Here is a 12,709-nt window from a genome sequence, read left to right on the forward strand (position 1 = left end):
ATGGAAACCTGGCCCGCACCGTCGGTGACCGGTCCGGTGCAGGCCACTGTCACCGTGCCGGGATCGAAGTCGCAGACCAACCGGGCGCTGATCCTGGCGGCCCTGGCCACCCCGCAGGGCACCTCGACCATCAGCGGCGCACTGCGCAGCCGCGACACCAACCTGATGATCGGGGCGCTGCAGGCGCTGGGCGTGACGATCACCGGAGACGGCACCGAGCTGACCGTCGGCGGTGCCATCGCCCCCGCCGGGGACGTGCGCATCGACTGCGGGCTGGCCGGCACCGTGCTGCGGTTCGTCCCGCCGGTGGCGGCGCAGGGCACGGGACACGTTGTCTTTGACGGCGACGAGCAGGCCAAGACCCGCCCCATCACCCCGCTACTGGACGCGATGCGCGGTCTCGGCGTCGACATCGACGGCGACGGCATGCCGTTCACGGTGTCCGGCACCGGATCGGTGGCCGGCGGCGAGGTGCGGATCGACGCATCGTCGTCGTCGCAGTTCGTGTCCGGACTCTTGTTGTCGGGAGCCACTTTCCGCTCGGGACTGACGGTCATCCACACCGGTGAGACGGTGCCGTCGCAGCCGCACATCGAAATGACCATCACGATGCTGCGCGACGCGGGTGTCGAGGTCGACGACAGCGAGCCGAACCGCTGGCATGTGTCGGCCGGCCCGATCGCGGCGCGGACCTGGGCCATCGAGCCCGATCTGTCGAACTCGGTGCCATTCCTGGCCGCCGCCGCAGTGACGGGTGGCACGGTGCGGCTGGCCCACTGGCCGACCCAGAGCGTGCAGCCGTCCGGCGACATCCTGGAGCTCCTCGGCAAGCTGAATACCGTTGTCCAGGTTGTCGATTCGCATCTGGAGGTCCGGGGTGCGCGGAGCTACCCGGGCTTCGAGGCCAACCTGAAGGCCGTTGGCGAGCTGGCGCCGTCGATGGCCGCGCTGGCCGCGCTCGCCAGCCCGGGTTCGGTGTCGACGCTCTCGGGCATCGCGCATCTGCGCGGGCACGAGACCGACCGGCTGGCCGCGCTGACCAACGAGATCAACGGACTGGGCGGCCAGTGCCGCGAGACCGACGACGGTCTGGTGATCACGGCCGTGCCACTGCACGAAGGCCTTTGGCGGTCCTACGCCGACCACCGCATGGCCACCGCCGGCGCGATCATCGGGCTGCGCGTACCCGGTGTGCAGGTGGAGGACATCGGCACCACAGCCAAGACGCTGCCCGACTTCCCGGGTATGTGGGCAGACCTGCTGGCCGGGAAATAGCTTGCGGGAGTACGACGAATCAGATGTCCGGGTGCGCTCGGGCAAAGGTTCGCGTCCCCGCACCAAGAACCGGCCGACGCACGCCGACGCCGAAGCGGCCATGGTCGTCACCGTCGACCGCGGCCGCTGGGGCTGTGCGCTCGACGGCAATCCCGACCACATCGTCACCGCGATGCGCGCCCGCGAACTGGGCCGCACGCCGATCGTCGTCGGCGACTCGGTGGGCATCGTCGGCGACCTGTCGGGCAAGCCCGACACCCTGGCCCGCATCGTCCGCCGCGACGAACGCCGAACCGTGTTGCGCCGCACCGCCGATGACACCGACCCGACCGAACGCGTGGTGGTCGCCAACGCCGACCAGTTGTTGATGGTGGTCGCCCTGGCCGATCCGCCGCCGCGCGCCGGGCTCGTGCAGCGCGCCCTGATCGCCGCCTACACCGGCGGGCTGCGGCCGATCCTGTGCCTGACCAAGAACGATCTGGCGCCGGCCGAACCGTTCGCCGCCGAGTTCGCCGGCCTGGACCTGACGATCATCACCGCCGGGCGCGACGACCCCCTCGATGTGGTGGCACCGATGCTCGAAGGCCACGTCACGGTGCTGCTCGGACATTCCGGCGTCGGCAAGTCCACATTGGTGAACCGCCTTGTGCCACACGCAGATCGGGCCATCGGTGAGGTGTCGGGCGTCGGCAAGGGCAAGCACACCTCGACGCAGTCGGTGGCGCTGCCGCTCGATGACGGCTGGGTAGTCGACACCCCGGGCATCCGGTCCTTCGGCCTCGCGCACATCAAGCCCGACGACGTGCTGCTGGCGTTCTCCGACCTCGCCGAGGCCATCGAGGACTGCCCGCGCGGCTGCGGGCACATGGGCCCGCCCGCCGATCCGGAATGCGCACTGGACGCGCTCACCGGCCCGGCCGTCGACCGCGTCGTCGCCGCCCGGAGCCTGCTCGCCGTACTCAACGAACCGACGTACTAGCTCAGCGGACCACCAGCATCTTCGCTCGGTAATCCGGCAGCGGTATGGTCCCCGGGATCTCGGGATACGGGTCCAGCGAACGCAATTCGACGGTGTACCCGCCGACCGTCTCGGTCAGGTGAGTCTGGCCCGGTGCCGGGTTCGTGTTGAACTCCAGCGTGGTCGGCGGCTGACCGTCGGGCGTGACGATCATCGCGATGCGGGCCGCGCCCGTCCACACACACGACACCCGCTTGGGGCAGCGCGAATCATCAAGCACCCGATCGAATTTCAGCCGCAGTCCGGCGCCGTCGAGCACCGCTTCCTGCCCACCGCCGAGGACGAACTCATGGCCGAGTTGCGCGGATGCCGTGTCGGGCCGCGCTTGTCCTGGCGAGCAGCCGACGGCGAGCACCGCCCCGAGCACCACCACGAGGAAACGCGAAAACCCCCAAAACCGGGTGGTTTTGGGGGTTTTCACTCGCGTTGCTAGGCCGCAGCCATGCGCTTGGCCGCACGACGGCTGCGCACGGTGCGGATGGCCGTCTTCAGACCGCGCTTGTTGCCGGTCGCCGGGTCGACGGCGCCGAAGCTCTCGTCGAGCTCGACGAACATCCGCTCGCTGCGGGTCTCCGGCGCATCGTCCGAGGTGTCCTGCAGGAACTTGTCCGGCAACGACAGCTTGGCGATGGTGCGCCAGGTCTTGGCGTACTGCACCAGGAACGGCCCGGTGGTGTAGGGCAGGTCGTACTTCTCGCACAGCGCCCGCACCCGGATCGAGATCTCGGCGTACCGATTGCTCGGCAGATCCGGAAACAGGTGATGCTCGATCTGGTGGCTCAGGTTGCCGCTCATGAAGCGCAGCACCGGACCGGAGTTGAAGTTGGCACTGCCCAGCATCTGGCGCAGGTACCACTGGCCGCGCGATTCACCCACCATGTCGGTCTTGGTGAATTTCTCTGCGCCGTCCGGGAAATGACCGCAGAAGATCACCGCGTTCGACCACACGTTGCGGATGACGTTGGCCACCGCGTTGGCCCTGAGCGTCGACTTGAACGTGGCACCCGGCGACAGTGACGTGATCGCGGGGTACGCGACGTAGTCCTTGGTCAGCTGCTGCGCAGCCTTGACGCCGAATTCCCGCACCCGAACCATCGTGGCCTTGCGGTCGTCGCGGCCCTTGAAGATCTTGCCGAGCTCCAGGTGCTGCAGGCCGACGCCCCACTCGAAACCGATCGCCAGCAGCGTGTTGAAGAGCAGGTTGCCGTAGAGATTGAACGGCCGCCACTTCGCATCGCGGGTGACCCGGATGACGCCGTAGCCCACATCGTCGTCCATGCCCAAGATGTTTGTGTACTTGTGGTGCATGAAGTTATGGGTGAACCGCCAGTGCTTGGACGCGCCGCTCATGTCCCACTCCCACGTCGAGGAGTGAATCTCGGGATCGTTCATCCAGTCCCACTGGCCGTGCATGACGTTGTGGCCGATCTCCATGTTCTCGACGATCTTGGCCACGCCCAGCGTGCTCGCCCCGGCCCACCAGAACGACCGCTTCGAGCTGCGCAACAACAGCAGGCGCCCGGCTACCTCGAGAGCACGCTGTGCCGCGATGGTGCGGCGGATGTATCGCGCGTCGCGGACGCCGCGGGATTCCTCGATATCTTGGCGGATCGCGTCGAGCTCATTGCCCAAAGCCTCGATATCAGCTTCGGTCAGGTGCACGAATTCCGGTACATCAGTCACTGCCATTGTCGACCTCCTTCCCAAATACCTACGCTAGCGTAACCTACGGCACAGTAGGTTTCTAGCCAGCTAACTCTAGATTTCCCAATTCTGCTGCTGGGTTAAATATCCAACACACAGTCGCCGGCCGCAGCCGAAATGCAGGTCTGGACTCGACTTCCGGGCTCTCGTTCCTCACCCGTGCGCAGATCGCGCGCGTGACCGTCCAGCAAACTCACCACACACGACTGGCAGATGCCCATCCGGCAGCCAAAGGGCATCCGAACGCCGGCCTGTTCACCGGCCTCCATCAGCGACGTCGCCGCATCGGCGACGACGGTCTTGCCGCTGCGCTCGAACGTCACCGAACCGCCGGTGCCGTCGACCGCAGCGCGCGACGCCGCGAAACGCTCCAGGTGCAGCCGCACCCCGAGCCCCGCCGCTTCGAACTCACGCTCGGCGTCGTGGAGCATGGCCTCCGGACCACACGCCCACGCTTCCCGCGTCCGCCAATCGGCAACCTCGTCGTCCAGCTTGGTCAGGTCCAGGCGCCCCTCGGTACGCGTGGCCCGCACCCGCAGCTGGTAGCTCGGGTGATCCTTGGCCAGCTGCGCCAATTCGTCGGCGAAGATGACGTCGGCCTCGGTCGGGGCCGAGTGCAGGTGGACGATGTCGGTGATCTGGTCCCGGCGCGCCAGGGTGCGCAGCATCGACATCACCGGGGTGATGCCCGAGCCGGCGGTCAGGAACAGCACCTTGCCGGGCGCGGGGTCCGGCATGACGAACTCGCCCTGCGGCGCCGCCAGCCGCACGATGGTCCCGGGCGCCACGCCACCGACCAGGTGGGTCGACAGGAACCCCTCGGGCATGGCCTTCACCGTGATGGTGATGGTGTGGTCGCTGTGCGACTCCACCGGGCTCGAGGTCAGCGAGTACGAACGCCAGCGCCACCGGCCGTCCATGAGCAGGCCGATGCCGATGTACTGGCCCGGGTGGTAGTCGAACGAGAAGCCCCAGCCCGGCTTGATCACCAGGGTCGCCGAATCCTCGGTTTCCTGCCGGACGTCGACGACCTTGCCGCGCAGCTCGCGCGCCGACCACAGCGGATTGACCAGCTTGAGATAGTCGTCCGGCAGCAGCGGTGTGGTGATGCGCGCGACGATGGTGCGCAGTGCGTGCCAGCCCGGCCGTTCCTTGGCGCCCGCCACCGTGGGCCGCACCGTATTGACGACGTTGGCCGAGATCTTGATGTCGTTCTTGGCCACGTTCACTCCCGCTCAGGTGGTCACCACTGGTCGCGTCCCGACCAGCTCGTCCTAACCTACGGTACCGTAACCTACGCGCAAGTAGCTACCCCTGCCGGCCACATCCGAGGGCTACAGCAGCTCCAACAAGAACGGTAACTCTTGAGCGGCGTACCACGCCAGATCATGATCCTGAGCATCTCCGACAGTGAGCTCGGCGTCCTCGTCACCAAGGTCGGCAGCGTCGACAGCGGCCACCGCAGCAAGCACCGCCGGCTCGGCCGTCGAGTTGTCGACGTACACCGCGATCACGTCGGCCAGCGCGATCGGCCCGGCCAGCCGTACCACCGCGTCGTCCAGATCGGGGCGCACGGTGGCCCCGTCGGCCTCGGCCACCAGCACCGCGCGCCGCGGCGGCAACCCGCCTTCCTCGTCTTCCCCACCGGCCTCGCCCACGCCCTCGCCGGCGAGCAGCCGTAGCGATGCCAGCGCCGCTTCCTGCAGCGCGATCTCGCCGAGCTCGTCCTCGTCTCCGTGCGAGTACGCCTCACGCAGGGTCGGCGTCACCGCGAACGCGGTGCCGCTGCGGGCCGGCATCGCCCCGTCGGCCACGAGTTGCGAGAGCATGGCCAGGGTCGCCGGAATGTAGACGCGCACCAGGGCACTCTAAAGGGATCTCTCGGGATCGCCCATCAGCTCGGCCACGTGATCTGGCACATAGGTGGTGAGCTCACGCGACGGCCGGACGTACGTGCCCGTCACCACCGGCCGCTCGGGCAGCTCCACCTTCGCGTGGTCGACCGCGGTGTACGGGATCGTGGACAGCAGATGCGCGATCATGTTCAGCCGCGCGTGCTTCTTGATATCCGATTCGACGACGAACCACGGACTCTGCGGGGTGTCGCAATGGACCATCATCTCGTCCTTCGCCCGCGAGTAGTCCTCCCAGCGGTACACCGACTCCAGGTCCATCGGCGACAGCTTCCACTGCCGCACCGGGTCGTTCATGCGCGACCGGAACCGCTTGAGCTGCTCCCCGTCCGACACCGAGAACCAGTACTTGCGCAGCATGATCCCGTCGTCGATCAGCATCTGCTCGAAGATCGGGGTCTGCCGCAGGAACAGCGCGTGTTCCTGCGGGGTGCAGAACCCCATGACCTTTTCCACGCCGGCCCGGTTGTACCAGGACCGGTCGAACAGCACGATCTCGCCTTTGGCCGGTAGGTGCGCGATGTAGCGCTGGTAATACCACTCGCCGCGTTCCCGGTCACTGGGCGCCGGCAGCGCCGCGACCCGTGCGATGCGGGGACTGAGGTATTCGGTGGCGCGCTTGATCGTGCCGCCCTTGCCCGCGGCGTCGCGGCCTTCGAAGACGATCACGACGCGCGCGCCGGTGGCGCGCACCCACTCCTGCAGCTTCACCAACTCGGTCTGCAGCCGGAAAATCTCGGCTTCGTAGACGTCATTCGGGATCTTGCGGGCCTTCTTGGCGCGCTTCCGGTCCTTGCCTTCCTTGGCCACCCCTACCCCCTTCGTGGAATCAGCGCGCGGTTTCCCGCAGCTCGTCGAGTGCTTCGCGCAGCAGACTGGGGAACACGTCGACGTCGCTCATGGCCTCGCGGTCGGCGTTGATGCCGTAGTAGAGGCTGCCGTTGTAGGACGTGATGCCGAGCGCCAGCACCTGATTGTTCAGCAGCGGCGGCACCGCGTAGGTGTCCAGCAGCTTGGTGCCCGCGACGTACATCTGCTTCTGTGCGCCCGGCACGTTGGTGATCAACAGGTTGAACTGGCGCGCCGGGAAGCTCGTCGCGACGCGGGTGCCCATGGCGTGCAGTGTCGGCGGCGCGAAACCCGACAGCGTGACGATGGTGCGCGCGTCGACCGGGGTGGTCGTGGTGGCCTGGGTCTCGGTGGCGTGCGCGATCTGGGACAGCCGGACCAGCGCGTTGTTCTCCCCCACCGGCAGGTCCACCAGGAAGGGCGTCACCTCGCTGATCGCCTGGCCCGGGCCTGCGGACTCCAGGTGGTCGGTCTCGGGGTACACCGACATCGGCGCCATGGCCCGCACCGTCAGACCCGTCGATACCGATTGACCGCGGGACATCAACCAGTTGCGCAGCGCGCCGGTCACCACCGACAGCACCACGTCGTTGACGTCGCAGTCGAAGCGGGTCCGCAGCTGGCGATACTCCTCCAGCTCGTGCTTGGCGACGGTGAACCGCCGGTTGCGGGAGACGGTGGCGTTCAACGGGCTGCTCGGGGCGGTGCCCCGCACCATCGTGCGGGCCATGTCGATGACCCGCCGGCCGGCCTCGACGAACTGTTCGGTGCTGGAGATCATGTCCGCCGCTGCGGACTGCACCGCGGCCAACTGGGCTGTCGGCCGGGTGATCCACTCACCAATGGCGCCCAGCAGGAGCGAGACGTCGCTGGGCTCGCGTCCCGGGATCCAGATGTCCTCGCCGAACTCGGGCGGCTTCTGGGTCCGGTCGGCGATGACGTGCCCGACCTCCAGCGCCGTCATGCCGTTGACGAGGGCCTGGTGGGTCTTGGTGTAGATCGCGAGGCGGTTGTCGGAGAGCCCCTCGACCAGGCACATCTCCCATAGCGGCCGGGTCTTGTCCAGCGGCCGCGACCCCAGCCGGGCCACCAGGTCGTGGAGCTGGGCATCGCTGCCCGGAGACGGCAGCGCCGAACGCCGGATGTGGTAGGTGATGTCGAAGTCTCGGTCGTCGACCCAGACCGGCCGGGCCAGTCCGAGCGTGACCTCGCGGACCTTCTGCCGGTAGCGCGGGATCTGCGGGAGTCTGGCCTCGACGTTCGCCAGCAGGGTCTCGTAGCTCAGGCCGGCCCGCGGCCGCCGCAGGATGGACAGCGTCCCGACATACATGGGTGTCGATGAGTCTTCTAGCCCGTAGAACGACGCGTCTGACGCCGACAACCGGGTCACCATGCAGCCCGCTCCTCCTCACACCTCCGGCAGGACTCCGTCACGGTATCCCCGGGGCCTGTCCCGCGCAGCACCGGACTGGCGAATTGGCGTCGAGCGCCAGGTGAAACCGGTGCGATGATTTAGCGGTCTGCAACTCTCCAGCAGATGCGCCGCACACACCGGACCTATCGCTGGAGAGATCGTCATGACCGCATCGACCCGCATCGACATCGATCCGACGGCGCCGATCGTCGATTACGAGCCAGCGCCGATCGAGACGGGCTCGACGGATCGTGCCGTCAACCGGCTGCGTGTGGTGTCCGGTCGAGGACCGGACTGCACTGCCGAATCCGTCGTCGAATGTCAGCTCGAGGCAGCGCCGCCCGCAGCCGCGCTGGTGTTCGCCGATACCGTGCTGCGCCGGGTCCTGGAGGTCAGCGACCGGCGCCGGCCGATGGCGCAGCTGCGGCCACTGGTCACCGCGACGCTGTTCGACGCCATGTCGTCCTGGCCCCGCCACACCCGGACCGACGGCGTGGCAGTGCTGCGACGGGTACGGCTACGCACCGCCCGCGAACAGGACGGGCTGGCCACGGCGGTCGAAGTGTTCGCCACCTTCAGCCGCGGGCCACGACTGCACGCCGCCGCCGGCCGCATCGAAATCGTCGGCGGGCGTTGGCAATTCGTGGCCCTGCAGCTGGGTTAGCCGGTTGGTCAGCGGCGCTTCTGCTTGCGCGCGGCATCCCGGCGCTCCCGACGCGAACCCGGACCGGCCGCGTGCCGGCCGCCCTCACGGCGGACCTCGGCGGACCCGTCCTCACCCGGACCGGTGTACGTCATGGCCGGCGCCTTGTTCTCGATTCCCTTGGCGCGCAACGCAGCCGGTGCAGCCTGCTCTTCAGCAGCGCTCTGCTCGGCCTCGGCGGCGAACTGCGCCAGCCCCTGCGGCGCGGCGACCGGGGCCACCTGCGGCGATTGCTGTGCCTCGACCTGCACGTTGAACAGGAACCCGACCGACTCTTCTTTCAGCCCGTCGAGCATGCCGGTGAACATGTCGAAGCCCTCGCGCTGGTACTCGACCAGCGGGTCGCGCTGCGCCATGGCACGCAGGCCGATGCCTTCCTTGAGGTAGTCCATCTCGTAGAGGTGCTCACGCCACTTGCGGTCGATGACGTTGAGCAGGACGCTGCGCTCGAGCTGGCGCATGGCACCCGGTCCGGCGATGGCCTCCAGGTCGGCTTCGCGCTTGGCGTAAGCATTTTCGGCGTCGGCGATCAGGGCGTCGCGCAGCTCGTCCTGGGTCAGCTCGCCCGGCTCGCCGATCGCGTCGGAGTCGACCAGGTCGTGGTGGTCCAGGCCGACCGGGTACAGCGTCTTGAGCGCTTCCCACAGCTTGGCCAGGTCCCAATCCTCGGCGTAGCCCTCGGCGGTGGCGCCGTCGACGTACGCGGTGATGACGTCGACCAGCATCTGGTGCGCCTCGCCGGAAAGGTCGTCGCCCTCCAGGATCATCTTGCGCTCGCGGTAGATGACCTTGCGCTGCTGGTTCATCACCTCGTCGTACTTGAGGACGTTCTTGCGGACCTCGAAGTTCTGCCCCTCGACCTGGGTCTGCGCGCTCTTGATCGCGCGGGTCACCATCTTGGCCTCGATCGGCACATCGTCCGGCAGGTTCAGCCGGGTCAGCAGCGCCTCGAGGGTGGCACCGTTGAAGCGGCGCATCAGCTCGTCGGACAGCGACAGGAAGAACCGAGACTCGCCCGGGTCGCCCTGACGGCCGGAGCGACCGCGCAGCTGGTTGTCGATACGACGGGACTCGTGGCGCTCGGTGCCCAGCACGTACAGGCCGCCGACCTCGCGGACCTTCTTGGCCTCTTCCTCGACCAGCTCCTTGACCTTCGGCAGCTCCTCGTGCCAGGCCGCTTCGTACTCTTCGGGGGTTTCGACGGGGTCCAGACCGCGCTTGCGCAGGCGCGCGTCGGCGATGAAGTCGACGTTGCCGCCCAACACGATGTCGGTACCGCGACCGGCCATGTTGGTGGCGACGGTGATGGCCTTCAGCCGGCCGGCCTCGGCGATGATGCTCGCTTCCTGCTCGTGGTACTTAGCGTTGAGCACGTTGTGCGGGATGCGGCGCTTGGTGAACTGCTTGGACAGGTACTCGGACCGCTCCACGCTGGTGGTACCGATCAGGACCGGCTGGCCCTTCTCGTAGCGCTCCTGCACGTCGTCGACGACGGCGATGTACTTGGCCTCTTCGGTCTTGTAGATGAGGTCGGACTGGTCCTGCCGCACCATCTCGCGGTTGGTCGGAATCTGCACCACACCGAGCTTGTAGATCTCGTGCAGCTCGGCGGCCTCGGTCTCGGCGGTACCGGTCATGCCGGACAACTTGTCGTAGAGGCGGAAGTAGTTCTGCAGCGTGATGGTGGCCAGCGTCTGGTTCTCGGCCTTGATCTCGACGTGCTCCTTGGCCTCGATGGCCTGGTGCATGCCTTCGTTGTAGCGGCGACCGACCAGCACGCGGCCGGTGAACTCGTCGACGATGACGACCTCGCCGTCACGGACGATGTAGTCCTTGTCGCGCTGGAACAGTTCCTTGGCCTTGACGGCGTTGTTCAGGTAACTGACCAACGGCGAGTTGGCGGCCTCGTAGAGGTTGTCGATGCCCAGCTGGTTCTCGACGAACTCGACACCGGCCTCGTGCACACCGATGGTGCGCTTGCGGATGTCGACCTCGTAGTGGACGTCCTTCTCCATGAGCGGCGCGATACGCGCGAACTCGGTGTACCAGTTCGACGCACCGTCGGCCGGGCCCGAGATGATCAGCGGGGTACGGGCCTCATCGATGAGGATCGAGTCGACCTCGTCGACGATGGCGAAGTTGTGGCCCCGCTGCACCATGTCGTCGGTCGAGTGCGCCATGTTGTCGCGCAGGTAGTCGAAGCCGAACTCGTTGTTGGTGCCGTACGTGATGTCGGCGTTGTACGCGGCGCGGCGCTCCTCCGGCGTCATCTGCGACAGGATCACCCCGACCTCCAGGCCGAGGAAGCGGTGCACGCGGCCCATCCACTCGCTGTCACGCTTGGCCAGGTAGTCGTTGACGGTGACGACGTGCACGCCCTTGCCGGCGAGCGCGTTGAGGTAGGCCGGCAACACACAGGTCAGGGTCTTGCCCTCACCGGTCTTCATCTCGGCGACATTCCCGTAGTGCAGCGCGGCGCCGCCCATCACCTGGACGTCGAAGTGGCGCTGGTCCAGCACGCGCCAGGCCGCCTCGCGGGCGACGGCGAAGGCTTCGGGCAGCAGGTCGTCGAGCGACTCGCCGTCGGCGATGCGCTTCTTGAACTCGTCGGTCTTGCCGCGCAGCTCGTCGTCCGACAGCTTCTCGACGTCATCGGACAAGGTGTTGACATAGGCGGCGACCTTTTGCAGGCGCTTGACCATGCGACCTTCACCGATGCGGAGCAACTTCGACAGCACGCTATTTCCCCTGTGGGTCTGGAACGGATATACGTCAGCGGGTTAGACGTGACCATCGTAGGTGACCGGGGGAATCCGCAGATAAGAGTGCGCCCCCGGCGGTTCGGCCGGGGGCGCACTAGTCGGGCTACTGACCCAGTCGGATCAATCCGTAGTCGTAGGCGTGTCGGCGGTAGACCACCGTCGGCCGATCGCTCTCCTTGTCGTGGAACAGGAAGAAGTCGTGTCCGACCAGCTCCATCTCGTAGAGCGCGTCGTCGACCGTCATCGGGTTCGCCGGGTGCTCCTTGACGCGGACCACCTGACCCGGAACGTGGTCATCGAGGTCGGCGGAGGCGGCCTGGCTCGGCGTTTCGGGCAGGTCCTCGGGCGGGACGATGGACGTCGCCTCCGCCAGCCCTACCGGGGTCTTGTCGCCGTAGTGAATCTTGCGGCGGTCCTTGCTGCGCCTGAGCCGGTTCTCGAGTTTGCCGACGGCCGATTCGAGCGCCGCGTAGAAGCTGTCCGCGCACCCTTCGCCACGTACGACCGGTCCACGGCCACGGGCGGTGATCTCCACGTGCTGGCAGTTCTTGCGCTGGCGTCGGTTCTTCTCGTGGTCGAGTTCGACGTCGAACAGATAGATGGTGCGATCGAAACGCTCCAATCGGGAGAGTTTCTCGGAAACGTAGATGCGGAAATGTTCGGGGACTTCGACGTTACGGCCCTTGACGACAACGTCGGCGTGCGGTTCGGGCGCAGGCTCTGTGTCGTCGGCAAACATGGTCGAGCGGGCAGAATCCACGGATTGGGTTGACATGCTTGGCAACTCGCTTCTCTCTCGCAGTGTGCGTGTGCGCTTCTTGCACACGGTCTGAACTACGCGCCGAGCGGGTCTGCAAGTCGCCGCAGCCCGGCGCGAGGTGTTGAAGTACTCACCTCCTACCGCTGTCAGCGATTTTGGTACCGAGTGAATATGCCGGTACCGCCGTGAGGCTTCACGGGTCGTTGCAGCCGACGGTAGTCCGAGTTCACCTAGTCGTGCCACCGATTTCGCATACCGGTTTTGAGAACTTCATATCGAGTTGATGTCGCGCTGATCGCGTCCGTGCGCGG

The 12,709-nt window shown here is 67.0% G+C and carries 11 protein-coding genes; 3 read left to right on the forward strand and 8 right to left on the reverse strand.

What is annotated here, in order from left to right; genetic code table 11:
* Entirely contained in the window at window positions 1–1,275 is a 1,275-nt protein-coding gene (gene aroA, locus A7G45_RS20600; RefSeq protein WP_260939984.1) for a 3-phosphoshikimate 1-carboxyvinyltransferase, read from the forward strand.
* Between the two features lies 1 nt (window position 1,276).
* Complete coding sequence (rsgA, locus tag A7G45_RS20605) at window positions 1,277–2,254, forward strand: ribosome small subunit-dependent GTPase A (RefSeq protein WP_260939985.1); 978 nt, start codon at window positions 1,277–1,279, stop codon at window positions 2,252–2,254.
* A gap of 1 nt (window position 2,255) precedes the next feature.
* Here rsgA and A7G45_RS20610 read toward each other — a convergent pair whose 3' ends face one another.
* From A7G45_RS20610 to A7G45_RS20635, 6 genes are all read right to left on the reverse strand, one after another.
* Window positions 2,256–2,714, reverse strand: coding sequence for a hypothetical protein (locus A7G45_RS20610; RefSeq protein ID WP_260939986.1), 459 nt, complete (start codon window positions 2,712–2,714; stop codon window positions 2,256–2,258).
* Window positions 2,715–2,722: 8 nt separating this feature from the next.
* Complete coding sequence (locus A7G45_RS20615; RefSeq protein ID WP_043392420.1) at window positions 2,723–3,982, reverse strand: fatty acid desaturase family protein; 1,260 nt, start codon at window positions 3,980–3,982, stop codon at window positions 2,723–2,725.
* Between the two features lie 95 nt (window positions 3,983–4,077).
* Window positions 4,078–5,220 (reverse strand): ferredoxin reductase, encoded by a 1,143-nt coding sequence (locus A7G45_RS20620; protein ID WP_133761557.1) that lies wholly within the window; start codon window positions 5,218–5,220, stop codon window positions 4,078–4,080.
* A 111-nt stretch (window positions 5,221–5,331) separates the two neighbouring features.
* Window positions 5,332–5,859 carry a DUF6912 family protein gene (locus tag A7G45_RS20625; protein WP_260940107.1) on the reverse strand — a complete coding sequence of 176 codons (528 nt, stop codon included), beginning with the start codon at window positions 5,857–5,859 and terminating at the stop codon, window positions 5,332–5,334.
* A gap of 6 nt (window positions 5,860–5,865) precedes the next feature.
* Window positions 5,866–6,720: a polyphosphate kinase 2 gene (gene ppk2 / locus A7G45_RS20630; RefSeq protein WP_260939987.1), complete on the reverse strand. Its 855-nt coding sequence runs from the start codon at window positions 6,718–6,720 to the stop codon at window positions 5,866–5,868.
* 19 nt (window positions 6,721–6,739) lie between these two features.
* A complete protein-coding gene (locus tag A7G45_RS20635) occupies window positions 6,740–8,152 on the reverse strand; it encodes a WS/DGAT/MGAT family O-acyltransferase (RefSeq protein WP_260939988.1) in 1,413 nt (470 codons plus the stop codon).
* Between the two features lie 184 nt (window positions 8,153–8,336).
* Here A7G45_RS20635 and A7G45_RS20640 point away from each other — a divergent pair, with 184 nt between their 5' ends.
* Complete coding sequence (locus A7G45_RS20640) at window positions 8,337–8,837, forward strand: Rv3235 family protein (RefSeq protein ID WP_260939989.1); 501 nt, start codon at window positions 8,337–8,339, stop codon at window positions 8,835–8,837.
* 8 nt (window positions 8,838–8,845) lie between these two features.
* Here the strand turns inward: A7G45_RS20640 and secA are convergent, their stop codons facing one another.
* Window positions 8,846–11,614 (reverse strand): preprotein translocase subunit SecA, encoded by a 2,769-nt coding sequence (secA, locus tag A7G45_RS20645; RefSeq protein WP_260939994.1) that lies wholly within the window; start codon window positions 11,612–11,614, stop codon window positions 8,846–8,848.
* A gap of 127 nt (window positions 11,615–11,741) precedes the next feature.
* Window positions 11,742–12,377, reverse strand: coding sequence for a ribosome hibernation-promoting factor, HPF/YfiA family (hpf, locus tag A7G45_RS20650; protein WP_377042046.1), 636 nt, complete (start codon window positions 12,375–12,377; stop codon window positions 11,742–11,744).
* Window positions 12,378–12,709 lie beyond the last annotated feature (332 nt).

It is taken from the genome of Mycolicibacterium llatzerense (assembly GCF_025331195.1).
GTDB lineage: Bacteria > Actinomycetota > Actinomycetes > Mycobacteriales > Mycobacteriaceae > Mycobacterium > Mycobacterium llatzerense.